The following is a 19634-nucleotide window of genomic DNA, read 5'->3' on the forward strand; positions in this document are numbered from 1 at the left end:
GCGGGTGGGGGGGGGGCGGGGCGGGCCCGGCCCCCCGCCGCTCCGCGGGCGTCTGCGCCATGCCGGCGCCGCGCCTGCCCGGTACCACCTGCCCGATACCGCGTTCCTGGTGTTCGGTTCCTAGCGCGTGGCCAGGTACTCCTCGATCGTCGCGATGATCGCCGGGCGCAGCTCGGCGGTGCTGATCACCCGGTCGACGGACCCGACGCGGACCGCACGGTGGATGTCGTGGACGCCGTCGAACTCGGCGGCGACCTCGCTGATCTTCTCCGCCCGGACGGCCGGACGGGTGTCGTCCAGCTGGAGCTGCAGCTCGGCCCGTTCGGCCGGGGCCGCGGACTGCAGCCGGGTCTCCAGCTCGGCGACCCGCGGGTCGGCCGCGGTGCGCTTGTCCACGTCGCGGGCGAAGACCACTGCGGCGGCGGGCGCGCCACCGATCACCGAGGCGTACGACCCCTCGAGCGCCAGCACCGTCATGTTCTCGTTCAGCCGCTTGCTGAACACCACGAAGGCGCCGCCGTGGTAGCGGGAGATCACGACGAACACGATCGGGCCGTCGAAGTTGACGATCGCCCGGCCGATCTCGGCGCCGTACTCCAGCTGCAGGTTGCGCATCGACTCCGGCGACCCGTCGAAGCCCGACAGGTTGGCCAGCACGACCATCGGCCGGTTGCCGGAGGCCACGTTCAGCGCCCGGGCCACCTTCTTGCTCGACCGCGGGAAGAGCGTGCCGGCGGTGTAGACATCGGGGCCGTCGGTGGGCGGGAAGCCGGCCCGCTTCACCGGCTTCGACTCGATCCCGACCACCGACACCGAGTGGCCGCCCATCCGGGCGTCCACCACGACGGCGGTCTCGGCGTCGGCCATCCCGGCCCATCGCTCGACCCGTGGGTGGTCCTGGTCGCACACGGCGGCGATCACCGAGCGGATGTCGAAGGCCTTCTTGCGGTCCGGGTTGTGCTCGGCGCTGAAGATCTCTCCGACGGTGGCGAAGTCGGTGCCGTACGGGTGCGGGTGGTCCGACACGTCACGGTCGCTCGGGTCCGTCGTCGGGGCGACCCGCGGGCCGCTCTCCCCCGGCGTGACGTACGTCCGGTCGTAGTGGCCCAGCAGCAGGCCGAACGCCGAGGTGAGGTCGGGCGCCCAGTACTGCGCCTGGCCGTTGGGGCCCATCACCCGGTCGTAGCCGCCGATGCCGAAGTTGTCCTCCGCCGACACGCCGCCGGAGAAGTCCAGCGACTGCTTGCCGGTCAGCACCATCGCCGAGTCGGGCGTCATCACCAGGATGCCCTTGGTGTGCATCAGCATCGTCGCCTCGGCGTTCCAGTACGGCTGGGCACCGACGTTGATGCCGGCCACGACGACGTTCACCACGCCGCCGGCCTGGGTGTACTCGACGACGCGGCGCAGCGCCGCGGCGACCCAGTCGAGGTTCTCACTGCCCGATTCCATCGAGATCCGCGCACCCGAGCTGAGCGTGTACCACTCCACCGGCACGCCCTCGGCCTCGGCCAGGTCGAGGGCCGCGATGACCCGGCGGCACTCCGGCGCGGCCAGCGCCCCGAGCCCCTTGGTCGGGTCGCCGCACAGCAGGATCCGGGTGATGCCCTCCGGGTGCAGGGCGGTCGGCGTGGTGACCCGGCCGGCGATGATCCCGGCGGTGTTCCGGCCGTACGGGCGGTCGACCGGCACCAGCCGATCGGGCCGGCCCGCCGGCACGGTCGGGTCGAGGTCGAGCTCGACCAGGGTGCCGCCGTCGGCCAGTGCGCCGGCCAGTTCGTACGGGTAGACCAGCCCGCGCCGCTTCGCCCGCAGCACCTTGGCGGCGTAGTCGTCGAGCGGCTTCAGCGGCTCCGACGGCGGCGCCTCGACCGAGGCGGTCACCCCGCCGCCGGGCCGGGTGTGGAAGCGGATCGCCAGCGGGACGGTGCCGTCGCCCGGCTGGACGAAGGTGCCGTGCGCGACGACCTCCTCGATGCCGGTGCCGTCGCTGAGCGGGGTGATCTTGTGCCGCAGGGCCATCACGTCGCGCAGGTCGAGCTCGACCTCGGGCCAGACGTGCACCCAGACATGGTTCATGTCGAGACGGCTGCCGGCCGAGCCGAGCGCGACCCGGGTGCGCCGGATCGCCTCCAGGCAGTTCTCCACGGCCCGTTCGGCGTGCGGCAGGCCGACCAGGCGGCCCCGGTCGTCGCGCACCGACGCGAGCTGGCGCACCTGCGCCATCGCGACGAGGCGACGGTCGGCGGGGTTGGACCGGGCGACGCAGTCGAACAGCAGCACGCCCTCGGGCGCCGGCAGCCGGGTGGTGTCGAACTCCTGCAGTCGCCACAGGTCGAGGAGGCGGAAGACCATCGGGTGCACCCCGCGGATCCGCTGGTCCTCGGCGACCGCGCGCTGCTGGGTGGGATCGGTCGACACCTCGGGACGGAAGGTCAGGAACTCGACGTCACCTGCGGCGGTGCACAGGCCCACGACGATCCGCCGCAGCCGGTCGTGCCACTGCCAGCCGGACAGCACCGGGGTGAGCCGGTCGGCGGCATCGGCCAGGTCGATCGGCTCGGGCCACCGGACGTACAGCTCGACGGCCGCGTCCTCGCCCGGCTCCCGCCGCGCCAGCCGGTCGGTGACCAGGGTCGCCAGCGGACCGCCGGGGGCGAGTTCGCCGGCGTGACCGAGGGTGGAGACGAGCCGGGTCGGGCGCCCCTCGAGGGTGCAGCGCGCGGTGACCACCGCGCGTCCGTCGACCGGGGCGGCGACCACGTCGGTGAGCTCGTGGTCGGTGTAGTGGCGGCGGATGACCACCTCGAGGATCGGCTCGTGGGCCGGGACCTCCTTCGCCAGCCGCTGGGCCAGGAAGGGCGAGGTGTGCTCGGGCAGCGCCGCCAGGGCGGCGATCCGCTCCGCGTGGTCCGGCGCGTCCGGGTCGGCCGCCAGGGCCTCCACCTCGGCCCGGGAGTGGGCCAGGACGGCGGCGCGCTCGGCATCCACCTGGGGCTGGTCGAACCAGCGGAACCGGACCGAACGGGCCAGGTCGCCGACCGCCGGGAACCGGCGCTGGGTGGTCCGGACGAGCCGCTCGAGCTGGGCGCGGGCGGACCCGGCGTGCTCCGCCTCCGGGGCGGACTCGGTGATCCACCGGTCCAGGATCGCCAGGACCACCTGCACGTCGCTGGACACCCGCTGCTGGGCGGCGAAGATCCGCGCGACGGCGTGCTCCAGCGCCGGGGTGCGGTCGAGGGCGTTCACACCGTAGTGGCCGAGCGCCCGGGTGAGCCGCTGGGTGAACTGCGCCGGCACCCCGGCGCGGTCGACGTCGAGGCTCTGCAGGTAGCCGTGGAACTGCTCGCGGTCGGAGTGGATCCGCAACTCGGTGCCGGTCTGCTCGCCGAACGGCCGGTTGCGGCTCAGCTCGGCCAGGTCGGCGAACAGCGAGACCAGCGCGATCTCGCCGGTCAGCACGTCGGCACCAGCGGCCCGGGCCGCGTCGCGGGCGGCGAGGTAGCGGTCGACGGTGTTCGCGGTGGGGTCGATGTCGTAGCCGAGCAGCCGCGCGGACAGGTCGGCGCGCAGGGCGTCGGCAACGGCTGCCGGGCTGGTGCCGGTCTCGGCGGCCGGCAGCTCGACGGTGCCGGTGGCGGCGGGGACCGCGGCGGTCTCGCCCTCCTCGTCCTCGACCGGCTCGAGGCGGACCAGCGGCGCCATCGTCTCGACCTGGCTGCCGGTCATCACCTGCAGCTCCTTGACCCGCGCGGTGAACGGCGCGGGCACGACAGTCTCCATCTTCATCGACTCGAGGACGACCACCGGGGCACCGGCCTCGACCACGTCGCCGACGGCGACCGGGGTCGCGACGACGAGCGCGGGGGCGGGCGAGCGGAGCACGCCGCCCTCGTCGCGGCTCACCCGGTGGGTGACGCCGTCGACCTCGACCAGGTGCACCGGGCCGTGGGTGGCGGTCACCAGCCGGTGCTTCTCGCCGTTGACGGTGATCCGGCCGTGGACGTCGTCGAGCCGCAGCAGGTGGGCGTCGACGGTGACCTCACCGACCCGTACGCGGTAGTGGCTGGGCCCGGTCTGCCAGGTGGTGACGGTGTGCACGACGCCGCGCAGCTTGAGGTCGACGGAGCGTCCCGGCACCGGGCGCAGCTGCGGCCGTCCACCGCGGGCGGTCTCCAGCAGCCGGGCCAGGTCGACGGCGTCCTCCTCGTCGTACGCCTCGATCGCCGCGGCGACCAGCGCGATGCCGGAGTGCCGGTCGGCGACCAGGCCGCCCTCGGCGCGGGTGCGGTCGATCCAGCCGGTGTCGGCCCAGCGGACCGGCGAGCCGTCCTCGAGGGTACCGCCGATCACCTCGGGCCGTTCGAGCAGCTCCAGGATGAAACTCTTGTTGGTGGCGCCGCCCTCGATCACCACGGTGGTCTCGGCCAGCGCGCGACGGAGCCGACCGAGCGCCTCCTCGCGGGTGCGGCCATGGGCGATGATCTTGGCGATCATCGAGTCGAAGTCGGCCGGGATGGTGTCGCCCTCGGCGACACCGGTGTCGACCCGGATGCCGGGACCGGCGGGCAGGTCGAGGCGGGCGATCCGGCCGGGCGCGGGGGCGAAGTCACGGTCGGGGTCCTCGGCGTTCAACCGGGCCTCGACCGCGTGGCCGAGCTCGGCGGGACGTTCGGTGAGGCAGCCGCCGTCGGCGATGTGGATCTGTGCCTTCACCAGGTCGTACTCGTTGGTGACCTCGGTGATCGGGTGCTCGACCTGGAGGCGGGTGTTGACCTCGAGGAAGGCGAACTGCTCCTCCTGCGGCTGGTAGAGGAACTCCACGGTGCCGGCGCCGCGGTAGTCGACCGCCAGGGCGAGCCGCTCGGCGGCCGCCTTGAGGTCAGCGGTCTGCTGGTGGGTGAGCAACGGGGAGGCGGACTCCTCGATCACCTTCTGGTTGCGCCGCTGGACGGTGCAGTCGCGCACACCGATCGCCCAGGCCGTTCCCCGGCCGTCGGCGATCACCTGGACCTCGACATGGCGGGCGCCGGTGACGAGCTTCTCGAGGAAGACGACACCGGAGCCGAAGGCGCGCTCGGCCTCGTCGCGGGTGCGCTGGTAGGCGTCGGTCAGGTCACCGGCCGTCCCGACCTTGCGGATGCCGCGGCCGCCACCACCGGCGGTCGCCTTGAGCATCAGCGGGTAGCCGATCCGGTCCGCCGCAGCCAGGGCCTCCTCGAGGGTGTTCACACCGCCCCGGGACCACGGCGCGACCGGGACGCCGACCTCCTCGGCGAGGAGCTTGCTGCCGATCTTGTCGCCGAGCTTGCGCATCGCGTCACCGCTCGGGCCGATGAAGGTGATGCCGAGGCTCTCGACGAGATCGGCGAAGGCGGCGTCCTCGGCGACGAAGCCCCAGCCGACCCAGACCGCGTCGGCGCGGGCCGCGGTCAGCGTCCGGGCCAGCAGCTGGTGGTTGAGGTACGGACGCCCGCTCGCCGGGCCGATCGGGTAGGCCTCGTCCGCCTCACGGGCGAACATCGCCGTACGTTCGGCGTCCGTGTACAGCGCGATCGTGGTGATGGGCGCCTCGCCCCGCCGCCGTTCCGCGTTCAGATCGCGGACGGCGTGGATGAGCCGCATGGCGGCCTCGCCACGATTGACGATAGCGATGCGCTGGATCACAGGTATCTCCTCGTCCGCGGCGGGCAGGCCCCACCGCTGTCGGTCCTGAGACTCGCACCCCGACGTCGGGATCTGCCAACCGGGACCTCGGCGTCGACAACGATTCGGGCGGATCCGATGGGGAGGATCCAAAACCGCCCGAGAAGCTTTGTCGGAACCCCACACCGGCCCTGTGCCACCCGGCGGGCCCGGCCGTTTCCGGCCGGCGGCTCTCAGCCGACCACGACGTCGTCCACGGTGACGTCCAGCTGTTCGGTGTAGAAGGCCACCAGGCCGCGGACCGGCACCGCGTCGGGCAGCGGGTCCTCGTACGCCCAGGCGACGTCGGGGAGCACCTCGCCGCCGATCCGGGCGGACCAGTACGACGCCCGGCCCTTGTAGGCGCACACCGTGTGGGAGTCGGTCGGCTCCAGCAGGTCGGTCGCGACGTCCTCGGGCGGGATGTAGTAGCGCAGCCGCAGGCCGGTCTCGAAGAGCAGCGTGGCCCGGCGGGTGTCGGCCAGCACCACGTCGCCGTGACGCACCACGACGTGGCGGGTCGAACGCAGGCAGTCGATCCGCTTGAACGGGTCGTGCGGATGGGCGATCACCGGCTGGTCCTCCTCGGACCACCCGGTGAACGCCCGCCAGTCCAGCAGCACCACCCCGGACAGCACCGGGTCGTCGGGGACGAACGCCGCGCCCGGCAGCTCAATGTCGGGCAGCCGGACGGTGAACGGCGTGCCCGGGGTGGTGTGTACGGCGAACGGGTCGCCCGGGGTGAGGAATCGGGGTCGTCCGGTCGGCGAGGCGCTCTCGGCCGGTGCCGGGGTCTCGACCGGGACGAGGGCCGCGGCGATGTCGGTGGCGGGGACGGCGTACGACGGGACGACGCGGCGCGGCTCCCAGACCAGGACGGCCGCGCGGCTGTCGACCACGGTGCGGTCACCGACGGTGGCGCGGATCCACTTCGGCGTCGGCTCGTAGCGCAGGTCGTCGAGGGCCCCGGCGAGCAGGTCCCGCATTCGGATGGTGGTCATGACCCCAGTGTGCCGCGCCGGTGTGCTGCGTCACCGCCTGGCGAGGACTCGGGTCACCGCTCGCCGAAGGGCCCGTGTCACGGCCGCCCGTGTCACTGCCCGACGAAGGTGAGGGCGAGCATCGCGACGATGCACACCACGACCAGGGCGATCACCACGTAGTAGACCGAGGTGACGGCCCGACCGGCGACGTACTCCCCCATCAGCCGGCGGTCCCGGGCGATGCCCGCCATGTAGGCCAGCAGCGGCAGCAGCAGGACGGCGTTGAGCACCTGGGTGAGCACCAGGATCGGCACCAGCGACACACCGGGCAGCAGCACCAGGACGACGCCGGCCACGGTGACGGCGGCGAAGGTGCCGTAGAAGAGCGGTGCCTCCCGCGGAGTGTCGTCGAGGGCCGCGGGCCGGCCGGCCACGTCGCAGACCGAGTAGGCGGTCGACAACGGCAGGATCGAGGCGGCGAGCAGGGCGGCGCCGAGCAGGCCGATGGCGAACAGCACCTCGGCGAGGGGGCCGGCGAGCGGCTCCAGGGCGACCGCGGCACTGGCGGCGTCGGTGATCTCGATACCGTGGGAGTGCATCGTGGCGGCGGTGGCCACCACCACGAAGAAGCCGATCACGCCGGTCAGCACGGCGCCGGTGACGACGTCGATCCGCAGCAGCCCGAGCTCCTTGGTGCCGAGCTTCTTGTCGACGGCGTACGACTGGATGAACGCCAGGCCCCACGGCGCCAGGGTGGTGCCGAGGGTGGCAGTGGTGATCAGGATGGAGTCCTTGGTCAGCGGCATCGCCGGGACGACCATGCCCTGCAGCGCAGCGCCCCAGTCGGGTCGGGCGAGGATGCCCGCGCCGATGTAGGCGATGAACACCGCGGACAGCAGGATCAGCACCCGTTCGACACCGCGGAACCCACCGCGCAGCACCAGGGCGGACACGGCGAGCGCCGCGATCGGGACGGAGATGTAGCGCGAGATGCCGAAGATCTCGCTGCCCGCTGCGATGCCGGCGAACTCGGCCGTGGTGGTGCCGATGTTCGCGACGACCAGCGCGACCATCGACAGCACCCCGGCGCGGGCGCCGTACCGTTGCCGGATCAGGCCGGCCAGCCCCTGGCCGGTGACGACCCCGATCCGGGCGCCGAGGTCCTGGAACAGGATCAGGGCGATCGTCGAGACCACCAGCACCCAGAGCAGCTGGTAGCCGTACGAGGCGCCGAGGGTGGAGTAGGTGGTGATGCCGGCCGGGTCGTCGTCGGTGTGCGCGGCGATCAGGCCGGGGCCGTTCACGGCGCCGCGTGCGGCGGCGCTCATCGCCATCCGCCGCAGCCGTCCGGAGCCGCCGTGCCGGGTGCGATCGGGGGTCTCGGACTGCTCCTGCGTCGTGGTGCTCATGCGTTGCCTCCCTTGATGCGCTGCCACGGCCAGCGCCGCTCGATCTCTCCGAGGGCGTCGATCAGGTCGTCGGCGAGGATCCGGCCGAGCGGCCGGTTCTGCTCGTCGACCACGACCACCGACGCCCCGATGTTGCCGCGGACGGCCTCCACGACGTCGTCCAGCGACGCGTCAGCGGGCACGGTGGTGGGCCACGGGGCGCCGACGAGTTCGGCCAGCGGGCGGGCGGGGTCCTCGCCCAACAGGTCGAGCGCCCCGATGTCGTCCACCAGGCCACCCGCCTCGTCGACGAGCAGCACGACGTCGGACTGCCCGGAGTCGCCGCGCGCCTCGCAGAGGAGTCGTACGGCCTCCGCGACGGTGGCGTGGGCCGCGACGACGAGCATCGCCGAGGTCATCATCCCGCCGGCGGTGTCCTCGTCGAAGCCCAGCAGCGACCGCAGGTCGCCCTCGTCCTCCTCGGCCAGCGCCTCGAGCAGGGCCTCCCGGTCGTCGCTGGGCAGTTCGCGCAGCGCGTCGACGGCCTCGTCGGGCTCCATCGTGGCGAGCAGTTCGGCGGCGCGCTCGACGTCGACATCGCCGAGGACGCTGGCGGAGTCCTCGGCGGACATCAGCTCGAGGGCATCGGCGGCGTCCTCGTTGTCGAGGTCGTCCAGCAGCTCCTGCCGCTCGCTGCGGCCCAGGTCGCCGAGCAGATCGGCCAGGTCGGCGGGGGCCAGGAGCTTGAGTTGCTTGTTGGGGACGTCGAGCTGGATGCCCTTCTCCTCGGAGACGGCCAGGGAGTGGATCCCGGCCCAGTCGAGGACGACCGACGGCGAGGGCTGGCGCCCCCGGCGTCCGGGCAGCGCCCGGCGCAGGAACGTGGACCACGAGGTGTCGACGCCCACCAGGCGCCAGCCGTCGCCGATGTCGCTCAGGTAGAGGTCGGAGGCACGGACGACCTGGACGCCGTGCAGGTCGACGAGCTGGTGATCGACCACGTCGTGGTAGAGCTGGATCTCCAGCGGGCGGCGGCGTACGTCCTGCAGGTCGAACTTCACCGCCTGCAGCCGCAGCTGGCCCTGCTCGACACCGGCCACGTCGCGGGCGTGCAGCCACACCCGGCGCCCGGCGATCCGGACGGTGAAACCGACCACCGGCGGGTGCGGGTCGCCGGCCAGCACGACCACATCGTCGAGGCGCCCGACGGGGGCACCGTCCTGCCCCCGTACCGGACGGTCGATGAGTCCCGCGACGGAGACGAGCAGCCCGGACACCTCGCGCCGGGCCGCGACGGATCGTCGACGTCCGCTCGCGGCGGATGCGCCTGCGGCGCTCTGCGGAGATTCCATGTCGACTGCCTCCCTCGCGCTGGGCACGGGCACCCCGGCGGCGCCCCGGACGATCTTCCTCCCCCACAGTGTCGGCCTCCAAGCGCCGCGCCGGCCGGGTGTGGCGCGCCTACAGTGGGGATCATGAAGGTCGCTGTCATCGGGGCCACCGGCACGATCGGCACCCCGATCGTGGCGGGCCTGCGGGCCCGTGGTGCCGAGGTCGTCCCCGTCTCCCGGTCCACCGGCGTGGACGTCGTCACCGGGGCGGGCCTGCGGGCCGCCCTGACGGGGGTCGACGTCGTGATCGACGCCTCGAAAGTGACGACGGGCAACCAGCCCGCTGACGGGCACCGGGCCGTGCTCGCCGCGGCGCGCCACCTGGTCGAGGCGTGTCGTACGGACGGGGTCGGGCGGATCGTCCTGGTGTCGATCACCAACATCGAGAAGCCGGCCTTCGACGCGTTCCCCTTCTACGTCTCCAAGCGGGCCGTCGAGGAGCTGCTGCGGGCGAGCGGGGTGCCCACCACGATCGTCCGCTCGGCCCAGTGGTTCGAGTTCGCTGACACGCCGACGGCCGTCACCCCCTTCCCGGACCGGGTGGAGGTGCAGGACTGGTACATGCAAGCCGTGGCGGTGGAGGCGGTCGCCGCCATCATCGTCCGGGAGGCGGTGGCGAGCACCCCCGCGGCGGAGGTCGCGGTGGCAGGTCCGGCGCCGGTGCACCTCCCCGAGGTGGTGGCCGGACTGCTGGCCGTACGCGGCGACCCGCGCCCCGTCCGGACGGTGCCCGCGGTGCTGCCCGGCTTCAGCGACGGTGCGCTGCTGGCCCCGTCGGGCGCCGAACTCGTCGGCCCCGACCTGGCGGGCTGGATCGCCACCCGGCGCTGACCGGCGGCGTACGGCAGGGTCACATCTTCCTAACGTGTCGACGGGCACCTCGGACGCCTCGCGACATCTCCCGGGAGCGGCAACTAACGTAGGGAGTGTGATTTTCAAGCGTGTGGGTGATGGACGTCCCTACCCGGACCACGGGTACGTCCAGAAGCAGTGGGCCGCCATCCCTCCGCACCAGGTGCGCCTCGACCAGCTGGTGACGACCAAACGGACGCTGGACCTGGAGGCACTCCTGGAGGAGGACTCCACCTTCTACGGGGACCTGTTCGCCCACGTCGTGTCGTGGCACGGCGAGCTCTACCTGGAGGACGGCCTGCATCGGGCGTTGCGGGCGGCGCTCCAGCAACGCCAGACGATGCACGCCCGCGTGCTGGAACTCGGCTAGGATCCGACCCACCGTCGACCACGACCCCGGAGGTGCCTGCCATGGACGCCCAGAAGCTGTGGCGGACTGCGCGCACGCCCCTGGTCCTGCTGGTGCTCGTCGCGGTCGTCGTCCTCGGCACCGTGTGGGCCTGGAAGGAGATCCTCAAGCCGCCGCCGGCCAGCCGGCCCGACCCCTGCGTCACGCAGCCGGTGCAGGACGGCAAGCTGCTCTCCCAGCAGGTGACGGTGGCGGTGGACAACGCCGGCAGCAAGCGGGGCCTGGCCAGCCAGGTGGCCCGGTCGCTCAGCTCACAGAAGTTCAACGTCACCGGTGTCGGCAACTCGACCTCCATCGTCACCCAGGACGTCGTGGTGGTGGGGTACGCCGTCGACGCCCCCGAGGTGAAGCTGGTCGCGGCACAGTTCCCGAAGGCCGAGGTGCGGGCCGACACGAAGATGACCGACCACCTGGTCCGGGTGGTCGTCGGCGACGAGTTCGCCGGGGTGAAGGACAAGGCCGCCGCGGCGATCGCCGTCGACACGCCGACGATCTGCCTGCCGGCCCTGCCCTCGCCGTCCGCGGAACCCTCCCGCTGATCCTCCGGATCACCCGGATCACCCGGATCACCCGGGTCGGCCGGGTCGGCCGGGTCGGCCGGTCCCCGGGTCGGCCGCTCACCTGGGTCCCCCGGTCACCTGGGTCCCGCCCGTTCCGCCGGGTCCGCGGGCGCCACTGTCCGCCCCGTCGGCCGCATAGGCTGGGCAGGTGCCCCCACGGAAGGACCTGGAATGACCGTTCCCGTCGCCATCGTCACCGGTGGCTCATCCGGCATCGGTGAGCTGACCGCCCGCCAATTGAAGGAGCGCGGCTACACGGTCTATGCGGCGGCCCGGCGGACCGACCGGATGAAGGGTCTGGAACGGTCAGGCATCCGCACCCGGTCGCTGGACCTCACCGTGGACCGCTCCATGAAGGACCTGGTCGACGTCGTCATGGCCGAACAGGGCCGGATCGACCTGTTGATCAACAACGCCGGATTCGGGGCCTTCGGCGCCGTGGAGACCGTGTCGATGGCCGACGCGCGAGCCCAGTTCGAGGTGAACGTCTTCGGGCTGGCCCGGATGACCCAGCTCATCCTGCCGCAGATGCGCACCGCCCGCCGCGGCCGGGTCGTCAACGTCTCGTCCATCGCAGGCTACGTCGCCGAACCGTACGGTGCCTGGTACCACGCCTCCAAGCACGCCGTGGAGGGCCTGTCGGACTGCCTGCGGATGGAGATGAAGCCGTTCGGGGTGGACATCGTCCTGGTGGAGCCCGGCCCGGTCCGCACCGAGTGGAACGCCATCGCCGCCAACTCCCTGGTGTCCTCGTCGAGGGGCACCCCGTACGCCAAGCAGGCGAAGGCGACCCGCCGGGCGCTGAAGGCGATGAACTCCGGCATGTTCGCGGTGCCGGCCTCCCGGGTCGCCGAGGTGATCGTCGCCGCCGCGATGGCCGACAGGCCCTCGGCCCGCTACCCCGTCGGGCGTCGGGCCGCCGCGATCATGGCCGCGAGCAAGTACCTGCCCACCAGGGCCGTCGACGGGATCACCGGGCTGCTCTACCACGCCCGCTGAGACGTCTATCGGCGAGCTGTCCTGACAACGGCGGTGACTACCATCGCCGTGAAGATGATCGCGACACCGGCGGGGGTGACGTACAGGCCGAGAGCGGGTCGTACGACCGCCAGCGCGATGGTGACCAGGCCGAGCCCGACCATCGCGAATCCACCGGCGCGATACGTCGGCCCCAGCGAGGCACGGAACGTCTCGAGCGTCGGATCCGCGCCGGCCGTGTCGGGACGCGCCAGGGGCAGGTGGACCCCCAGGATCGTCAGCAGCACGCCGGCAGCAGCGCCGCCGATCTGTTCGACCGGCAGGTCGGCCCCGGTGTACATGCCGACAAGAGCCACGTGGAACGCCCCCAGGAAGATGCTCAGCCCCACCAGAGCGGCACCGAGCACGCGGACAGCACCACGGCCACGCTGCTGAGCCGCGGAACTGATCCGTGCCTGCAGCTTCGCGTCCCAGACCGGCGCGGCCATCAGGAACACCGTCAGGACGAGGAGCGCGACGGGCATCGCGACGGCCGTGACGCCGCGCGGGACGACGCTCGCGCCGTGATTCCCGGCTGCTTCGCGTGTCATGATCGCCGGAGCCATCTCCGGCCAGTTGACGATGCTCCACACCAGCATGAAGGTGATGGCCAGGCCGGCCATGACCAACGCACCGGTCGGCAGTCTGCGGGTGGGGTCGGTCGGGGTCATCGTTCCTCCTCGGGAGCGGTGTCGTCGTGGTTGTTGTGCGGGCGGGGCTGGTGGAGCGCTCCGCCGAGCGAGGCGAGAAGGAGCATGGCCTCATCGATCACCGTGAGGTTCACCCGGTACTGGATCTCGGTCCCCCGCCGCCGGGACACGACCAGCTCGGCCGCACGCAGAGTGCGCAGATGACCCGACAGCGTCGATCCGCCGACACCCACCGCCTCCGCAATGTCGGTCACCCTGACGTAGTCGCGATCGCGCAGGTAGGCGAGCACGGCACGGCGGGTCGGATGCCCCAGTGCCGTGAACACACTTGTTTCGCTTATTCGCGACATGACGAAATAATACACCCGGAATCGCTGCCTCGAGTCGTCCCCTTGGGGAGGATGATCCCCACCGCGCTGGCCCACGCCGAGCACCGGCTCGGATGTCCGCAGGACGCGTATCGATGAGCGCACGCCGGACTACCGTGCCGGACTACCCTGTGGCACAACGCCGTTCAGGCAGCGGACGCAACGAGCAAGAGGGACGGCGGAGCCATGCGGAAGTTCACGAACCCGAAGACGTTCTGGGGCCGGTTCCTGGTCAACGTCGCGCTGTTCAGCACAATGTGGCCGGTGATGGCGCTGATCGCGTGGCTGGTGGGGCGATGGGATCTCTTCACGGCGGTCGTGTCGCCCCTGGCCCTCATCGTCTCGATCTCGCTGGGCCGCGCGGGAATCGCCCGGCCCGGCACCAGCGTCTGGGCCTCGCCGTTCCAGGACAAGAAGAAGTGAGCTGCAGGACAGCCTGACTGCCGAGGGCCGCCCAGGCTGAGGTGCTCGACGAACCACACCCGTACGACGCGGCTGCACCGCTGATCCCTCGGGATCAGTGTCGATCCGGCGGTGGGGCCCGCGGAGCCGGGTTGCTTTTCGGCGTGTTGTCGGATTGTTGTCGGATTCGGCTCCGACTCAACGTCGAAGGGCCCCGATCCGCGTCATTCCGTGGATCCGGGGCCCTTCGTCATGGCGGTGACGGTGGGATTTGAACCCACGGTAGGTCTCCCTACACTCGCTTTCGAGGCGAGCTCCTTCGGCCGCTCAGACACGTCACCGTCGAGAACATTACAACGAGGTGGCCTTCGGGTGCCAATCGGGCGAAACAGGAGACGCCGCCCCTCGGCACGAAGCGCACTGCCCACCGTACGGCCCGGCGTCCTCCCTGCCCCACTGCCCTGCGGACCCGGTCCCGCCCCCTCGGACTCGTTCCGCCGCTCCACCGACCCAGTCCGGTCACCCCTCGGTCCTCGGTTTCGTTGTCCGTCAGGCCTCACGCGGGCATCAGTCCCGCTGCCCCTCGAAGAACCTGAGCAGGGGCGCGGCGCACTCCTCGGCCATGAACCCCCCGGCCACCTCGGGTCGGTGGTTGAGCCGGGGGTCGCGGACGACGTCCCACAATGACGCGACGGCGCCGGCCTTGGGGTCGTACGCGCCGAAGACGAGCCGGGCGATCCGGGCGGCCACGATCGCCCCGGCGCACATCGTGCAGGGCTCCAGGGTGACGACCAGGGTGCAGCCCTCCAGCCGCCACTCCCCCACCGTGGCAGCGGCTCGGCGGATGGCGACGATCTCGGCGTGGGCGGTCGGATCGCCGGACAGCTCCCGCTCGTTGTGCCCGACGGCCAGCACCGCACCGTCGGGCCCCAGCACGACCGCCCCGATCGGGACGTCACCGTGCGCCGGTGCGCGCGACGCCTCCTCGAGGGCGCGCTGCATCGGGCCGCGCCAGCCACCCGGGGGGATGGCGGCGGTGGCAGGGATCGCGGCGCTCAGTCCCCGAACTCCTCCTGGACGGTCGCCCGCACCTGCGGGCCCATCCCGATCCGGTCGGCGAGCTGCAGCAGCGCCTCGTCACTGGTGGTGTCGAAGTCCTCGGCCAGCTGCTCCAGGTCGAAGTCGCCGACGCCGAGGTCACGCAGGATCTCGGAGTCCCCGATCGGCACGACCTCGTCCTCGTCCTCGTCGCCACCGGGGATCTCGTCGATGCCGAGGTAGTCGAGGATGTCGCGGGCGATCGGCCACTCGTCGGCGGCCGCCCCGTCGGACAGGAAGACCTGGACGATGGCACCCCGCACCCGGACGATCACGAAGACCTCCTCGACCAGCGAGAGCATGCCCATCGCGCCGGCCTCGCCGGGCAGCCGGCGCAGGTGGTTGATCATCTCGTCGAGGTCGTTGGCCATCTCGAGGTCCAGCGCGACGACGACGGGGTTGCCGTCCTCGCGGTATGCCGCGACGACGAAATCGACGTCCTCATCGGTGGCGTCGTCCAGTTCCTCGTAGTCGTCGTCATCGTCCTCGTCGATGTCGTCGTCCTCGAACCGGTCGTCATCGTCGTCGAGCTCGTCCTCGGAATCGAGGTCGAGGTCGTCGAGTTCCTCATCGTCGTAGTCAGACACGCCAACCTCCTGATCGCCCATGGCCACCTTATGTTCTCAGAGATCCGGGAACGAGGACAGCCGGAGCCCGACCCGCGGCCACCCCGGGACCGCGTCTTCCGCCCGCAGCCCGATGTGACACCCTGAAGGGCGTGGAACTTCATGTGGTCGATCATCCCCTGGTGGCACACAAGCTGACCCTGCTGCGCGACTCCTCGACGGCATCGCCGGTCTTCCGCCAGCTCACCGACGAGCTCGTCACCCTGTTGGCGTACGAGGCGACGCGCAACGTCCGGGTCGAGCCGTGCACCGTCCGGACCCCGATCCAGGAGGCCCGGGGCGTCCGGTTGACCACCCCCGAGCCGCTGGTGGTGCCGATCCTGCGCGCCGGCCTGGGCATGCTCGGCGGCATGACCCGGCTCCTGCCCACCTCCGAGGTCGGCTTCGTCGGGATGGCCCGCAACGAGGAGACCCTGCAGCCCGTGACGTACGCCGAGCGGCTCCCCGCTGACCTGTCCGGGCGGCAGTGCTACGTCCTCGACCCGATGCTGGCCACCGGTGGCTCGCTCGCCGGCACCATCCAGTTCCTCGTCAACCGGGGCGCCGACCACGTCACCGCGATCTGCCTGCTCGCCGCCCCGGAGGGCATCGAGCACGTCCGGACGATCTGTGACGGCCTCGGCGTGCCCTGTCACCTGGTGGTCGCGGCGGTGGACGAGCGGCTCAACGAGCACGGCTACATCGTGCCGGGCCTCGGCGATGCCGGCGACCGGCTCTACGGGCTGACCGACTGAGCGGTGCCGATCGAGCCGTGCCGCGGCGCTCCCGGCCGGGGCGGCCGGGCAGGGAAAGCGGGCGCGGAAACCGGGCACGAACGCCGGGGTACGAAGCCGGGCAGGGAAAAGCGGACATGGGAGCCGGGTGCAGCAGGCGATGATCCGGTGCCGGAGGCGATCCGATCGTCACCGGACCTGCACCGCCCAATCCTGTGTAGAATGTGAGGAAGGTCACACTTACCTGTGACGGGGGTCACTTGTCCTCAAGGAGGACGACATGTACACCACCATCAAATACCTCTCCCACCTCATCGCTCTCTTCGTCGTCTTCCAGGCCGCGGTCGTGGTCTGGGGCGTGGCCGAGGAGATCCGCTTCCAGGAGAACAACCCCGGCCTCGAGACACCGTTCCCGCTGGGCGCCATGATGCACGGCATGGTGGGGATGCTGGTCATCCCGGCCGCCGCGCTCATCCTCCTCATCCTCGCCCTGATCGCCCGGAAGGCCAGGCTGTGGGCAGGGCTCGTCCTCGCCTCGGTCATCCTCCAGGTGGCCGTCGGCCTCGGCAGCATCATCGCCAGCGAGTACCTCGGCCTGGTGCACGGGATCAACGCGTTCGTCCTGCTGGCCTTCGCCGAACTGGCCGCACGCGAGGCCGGCAAGGCGGAAGCCGCCACCCACCCCGAGCGGCAGCAGCACCGGCAGGCACAGCCCGTCGGGTGACACCTCCTGAAGCAGACTGCCCCCGGACCCGCAACGGGGTCCGGGGGCAGTTCTCGTACGCGGCAATTCTTCGTACGCAGCCGGGACGGCTCAGGCGTCGACCGATGCCTTGGCGACCTGCTTGGCCACCATCGGCACCAGACCGGCGACACCGGCCACCAGCAGCAACCCGAGGACGATGTGGACCAGGGGGAGGTCCATCTCGGCCAGCCCGATCTGCACGACCATCAGGACCGGCAGCGAGACGGCATGGAAAAAGATGCCCTTGGAGCCGATCACCTTCGTGGCCGGCCAGGCGAACACCGCGGTGACCGCGGCGGCGAGCAGGGTCAGATAACCCACCCCACCGTGGATGTCGCGGACGGCCTCCACCCCGCTGGCGAGCGTGATGCCGAGCGCGAGCTGGACCAGCATGAGGCCAGTGGTCGCGAGAGCGCCGACGCGCAGCCGCTGAAGGGATGGGGGGACGATGCTCTCAGCCATGCCTCGACCCTAGTCGCGCGATCCGCAGGGGCAACTCCGCCGGTGGTTCCGTGCCGCGGGCCGGGTAGGAGCCAGGAGCGGTGCGGGGGCACCAGCGCATCCACGACGACCGGGAGCACGCGGGCCGCGATCTCACGCAGGAGTCGGTTGCGCCGAGCGGGCACTGCGCCTGGTCGCCTGACCGGCATCACTCGCCGCCGACGCGGACCCCTGCCGAGCAGAGCAGCAAACGGGAGACTCAGCCGGCGCGGCTCGGCATTGTGGAAGGTTCCCGGCTGGTTCGATGGAAGGCCCTGGCCAGGAGGATGAGCCAGATCGCGGTGGGGATGAGGGACAGCATGGACAGCGTCAGGGCCGCCACCAGCCCGAGCAGGGCGGCCGTAGCGGACCAGCAAGGCACGAAATCGCTCCGGCCAGGGCTTATAGGGACTGCTGATAGGGCCTATTCAGTAGTAGTACGGGAAGGCCGACCAGTCGGGATCGCGCTTCTCCAGGAACGAGTCGCGGCCCTCGACGGCCTCGTCGGTCATGTACGCCAACCGGGTCGTCTCACCGGCGAAGATCTGCTGGCCGACCATGCCGTCGTCGATCGCGTTGAAGGCGAACTTCAGCATCCGCTGGGCCGTCGGGGACTTGCCGCAGATCTTCTGGGCCCACTCCAGACCCTCGAGCTCGAGCCGGTCATGGTCGACGACCTTGTTGACGGTGCCCATCTCGTAGGCCCGCTGGGCGTCGTACGTGTCGCCGAGGAAGAAGATCTCCCGGGCAACCTTCTGACCGACCTGACGGGCCAGGTAGGCCGACCCGAACCCGCCGTCGAAGGAGCCGACATCGGCATCGGTCTGCTTGAACCGGGCGTGTTCCCGGCTGGCCAGGGTGAGATCGCAGACGACGTGCAGGGAGTGTCCACCGCCGGCGGCCCAGCCGTTGACCAGGGCGATGACGACCTTCGGCATGAAACGGATCAGCCGCTGCACCTCGAGGATGTGCAACCGGCCGAGCTTCGCCGGGTCGACCGTCTCGGCGGTCTCCCCCTCGGCGTACTGGTAGCCCACCTTGCCGCGGATCCGCTGGTCACCACCGGAGCAGAAGGCCCAGCCGCCGTCCTTGGGGGACGGTCCGTTGCCGGTCAGCAGGACGCAGCCGATGTCGGAACTCATCCGGGCGTGGTCGAGGGCCCGGTAGAGCTCGTCGACGGTCCGGGGCCGGAATGCGTTGCGCACCTCGGGACGATCGAACGCGATCCGTACCGCCGGCACGTCCTTGGCCCGGTGGTAGGTGATGTCGGTGAAGTCCTCGAAGCCGGGCATCGGCTCCCACAGGGCGGGATCCCACGATTGCGTCATGGGGCCCAACCTAGTTCACGCCACCCTGGTCGGCCCGCCCCCGCTCAGAGCGCGGCGAACGCCTCGGCGATCGGCACCGCACCGTCGGCGAACGGGATGAACCGGCGGATCGTCGCCGGCTGCGCCAGAGCCTCACGCACCGCCAGGGCCACGTTCGCCCGCGAAGTCGGCCGTCCGGAGCCGACGCCGGTCTCGATCCGGCCGGTGGGCTCGTCGAGGGTGAGCGTGCCCGGTCCGAGGATGGTCCAGTCCAGGCCGGTCCCCCGCAGGTGGTCGTCGGCGGCGAGCTTGGCATCGGCGTACGGGAAGAAGGAGCTGTCGGCCGGCACCCCGAGATCGGGCACCGAACCGGCCCAGGACACCATCAGGTAGCGGCGTACGCCGGCCTGCTCGGCGGCCTGCATCGATCGGATGGCGGCATCACGGTCCACGGCGTACGTCCGGGCCGGGTCACCACCACCGGCACCCGCGGACCAGACGACGGCGTCGGCCCCGGCCAGCGCGGCGGCCATCGCCTCGACGCCCATCGTCTCCGCATCGGCGAGGATCGCCTCGGCTCCGGTCGCCCGGACATCCTCCAGCTGATCGTCGTGGCGCACCCAGGACAACACCCGGTGCCCGTCCGCGACGAGCAGCGGCGCCAGCCGCAGCGCGACCTTGCCGTGCCCGCCGATGATCACGATCGTTGCCATGGCCCCACGCTACCCGGCACCACACCGCCCCGACCGCCCGACAGCACCGCTCAGCACCGCTCAGCACCGTCACACCATGCCGTCACACCATGCCGTCGCCCGACATCGTCATCGTCGAGGCATGGCACGGCCTCGAGGCATGGCACGGCACGGCCCTTCCGTACCGTCACCCCTGGGGAATATGATTGATTCGTCAATCGTTGAGGGATCATCATACATCGGCCCCACCACACCCCCGTGGCCGGTC

General features: G+C 71.5%; 18 protein-coding genes and 1 tRNA gene. 7 read left to right on the forward strand and 12 right to left on the reverse strand.

Annotation, left to right across the window (positions count from 1 at the left end; genetic code table 11):
• Window positions 1-120 precede the first annotated feature (120 nt).
• The 4 genes from VB059_RS13790 to VB059_RS13805 form a co-directional block, all read right to left on the reverse strand.
• Window positions 121-5667, reverse strand: a complete 5547-nt coding sequence (locus VB059_RS13790; protein ID WP_323422551.1) for a carboxyl transferase domain-containing protein — start codon at window positions 5665-5667, stop codon at window positions 121-123.
• A gap of 212 nt (window positions 5668-5879) precedes the next feature.
• Entirely contained in the window at window positions 5880-6686 is an 807-nt protein-coding gene (locus VB059_RS13795) for a DUF427 domain-containing protein (protein ID WP_323422552.1), read from the reverse strand.
• Window positions 6687-6778: 92 nt separating this feature from the next.
• Entirely contained in the window at window positions 6779-8077 is a 1299-nt protein-coding gene (locus VB059_RS13800) for an Nramp family divalent metal transporter (RefSeq protein ID WP_323422553.1), read from the reverse strand.
• Complete coding sequence (locus VB059_RS13805) at window positions 8074-9408, reverse strand: magnesium transporter MgtE N-terminal domain-containing protein (protein WP_323422554.1); 1335 nt, start codon at window positions 9406-9408, stop codon at window positions 8074-8076. Before VB059_RS13805 ends, VB059_RS13800 begins: the two co-directional genes overlap by 4 nt.
• A 123-nt stretch (window positions 9409-9531) precedes the next feature.
• Between VB059_RS13805 and VB059_RS13810 the strand changes: the two genes are divergently transcribed.
• The 4 genes from VB059_RS13810 to VB059_RS13825 all read left to right on the forward strand — a co-directional run bounded on the left by VB059_RS13810 (window position 9532) and on the right by VB059_RS13825 (window position 12267).
• Entirely contained in the window at window positions 9532-10278 is a 747-nt protein-coding gene (locus VB059_RS13810) for an SDR family oxidoreductase (protein ID WP_323422555.1), read from the forward strand.
• Window positions 10279-10375: 97 nt separating this feature from the next.
• Complete coding sequence (locus tag VB059_RS13815; RefSeq protein WP_317838790.1) at window positions 10376-10669, forward strand: type II toxin-antitoxin system VapB family antitoxin; 294 nt, start codon at window positions 10376-10378, stop codon at window positions 10667-10669.
• Between the two features lie 41 nt (window positions 10670-10710).
• Window positions 10711-11247, forward strand: a complete 537-nt coding sequence (locus VB059_RS13820) for a LytR C-terminal domain-containing protein (protein ID WP_323422556.1) — start codon at window positions 10711-10713, stop codon at window positions 11245-11247.
• Window positions 11248-11439: 192 nt separating this feature from the next.
• Window positions 11440-12267, forward strand: a complete 828-nt coding sequence (locus VB059_RS13825; RefSeq protein ID WP_323422557.1) for an oxidoreductase — start codon at window positions 11440-11442, stop codon at window positions 12265-12267.
• A 5-nt stretch (window positions 12268-12272) separates the two neighbouring features.
• Here the strand turns inward: VB059_RS13825 and VB059_RS13830 are convergent, their stop codons facing one another.
• Together VB059_RS13830 and VB059_RS13835 are read right to left on the reverse strand one after the other, a co-directional pair.
• Window positions 12273-12956, reverse strand: coding sequence for a hypothetical protein (locus VB059_RS13830; protein ID WP_323422558.1), 684 nt, complete (start codon window positions 12954-12956; stop codon window positions 12273-12275).
• Window positions 12953-13285 (reverse strand): metalloregulator ArsR/SmtB family transcription factor, encoded by a 333-nt coding sequence (locus VB059_RS13835; RefSeq protein ID WP_323422559.1) that lies wholly within the window; start codon window positions 13283-13285, stop codon window positions 12953-12955. The genes VB059_RS13830 and VB059_RS13835 overlap by 4 nt, the downstream gene beginning before the upstream one ends.
• Before the next feature lie 204 nt (window positions 13286-13489).
• Here VB059_RS13835 and VB059_RS13840 point away from each other — a divergent pair, with 204 nt between their 5' ends.
• Complete coding sequence (locus VB059_RS13840) at window positions 13490-13726, forward strand: hypothetical protein (protein ID WP_323422560.1); 237 nt, start codon at window positions 13490-13492, stop codon at window positions 13724-13726.
• A gap of 232 nt (window positions 13727-13958) precedes the next feature.
• On the opposite strand, the gene VB059_RS13845 is transcribed toward VB059_RS13840, so the two are convergent.
• From VB059_RS13845 to VB059_RS13855, 3 genes are all read right to left on the reverse strand, one after another.
• A tRNA-Ser gene (locus tag VB059_RS13845) sits at window positions 13959-14046 on the reverse strand.
• A 226-nt stretch (window positions 14047-14272) separates the two neighbouring features.
• Window positions 14273-14707 (reverse strand): tRNA adenosine(34) deaminase TadA, encoded by a 435-nt coding sequence (gene tadA, locus VB059_RS13850; RefSeq protein WP_323422561.1) that lies wholly within the window; start codon window positions 14705-14707, stop codon window positions 14273-14275.
• Window positions 14708-14760: 53 nt separating this feature from the next.
• Complete coding sequence (locus VB059_RS13855; protein ID WP_323422562.1) at window positions 14761-15390, reverse strand: tRNA adenosine deaminase-associated protein; 630 nt, start codon at window positions 15388-15390, stop codon at window positions 14761-14763.
• A gap of 131 nt (window positions 15391-15521) precedes the next feature.
• On the opposite strand from VB059_RS13855, the gene upp reads away from it, so the two are divergent.
• On the forward strand, window positions 15522-16163 hold the full coding sequence (gene upp / locus VB059_RS13860) for a uracil phosphoribosyltransferase (protein WP_323422563.1): 642 nt from the start codon (window positions 15522-15524) through the stop codon (window positions 16161-16163).
• 259 nt (window positions 16164-16422) lie between these two features.
• Complete coding sequence (locus VB059_RS13865) at window positions 16423-16866, forward strand: hypothetical protein (protein ID WP_323422564.1); 444 nt, start codon at window positions 16423-16425, stop codon at window positions 16864-16866.
• Between the two features lie 90 nt (window positions 16867-16956).
• Here the strand turns inward: VB059_RS13865 and VB059_RS13870 are convergent, their stop codons facing one another.
• The 3 genes from VB059_RS13870 to VB059_RS13880 all read right to left on the reverse strand — a co-directional run bounded on the left by VB059_RS13870 (window position 16957) and on the right by VB059_RS13880 (window position 19387).
• The gene (locus VB059_RS13870; protein ID WP_323422565.1) at window positions 16957-17349 is read right to left on the reverse strand and encodes a hypothetical protein; all 393 of its coding nucleotides are present in this window, start codon (window positions 17347-17349) and stop codon (window positions 16957-16959) included.
• A 446-nt stretch (window positions 17350-17795) separates the two neighbouring features.
• Window positions 17796-18695 (reverse strand): 1,4-dihydroxy-2-naphthoyl-CoA synthase, encoded by a 900-nt coding sequence (locus VB059_RS13875; RefSeq protein WP_323422566.1) that lies wholly within the window; start codon window positions 18693-18695, stop codon window positions 17796-17798.
• 44 nt (window positions 18696-18739) lie between these two features.
• Window positions 18740-19387 (reverse strand): SDR family oxidoreductase, encoded by a 648-nt coding sequence (locus VB059_RS13880; RefSeq protein WP_323422567.1) that lies wholly within the window; start codon window positions 19385-19387, stop codon window positions 18740-18742.
• Between the last annotated feature and the right edge of the window lie 247 nt (window positions 19388-19634).

The sequence above is a fragment of the Raineyella sp. genome (assembly GCF_034933565.1).
Taxonomy (GTDB): Bacteria; Actinomycetota; Actinomycetes; order Propionibacteriales; family Propionibacteriaceae; genus Raineyella.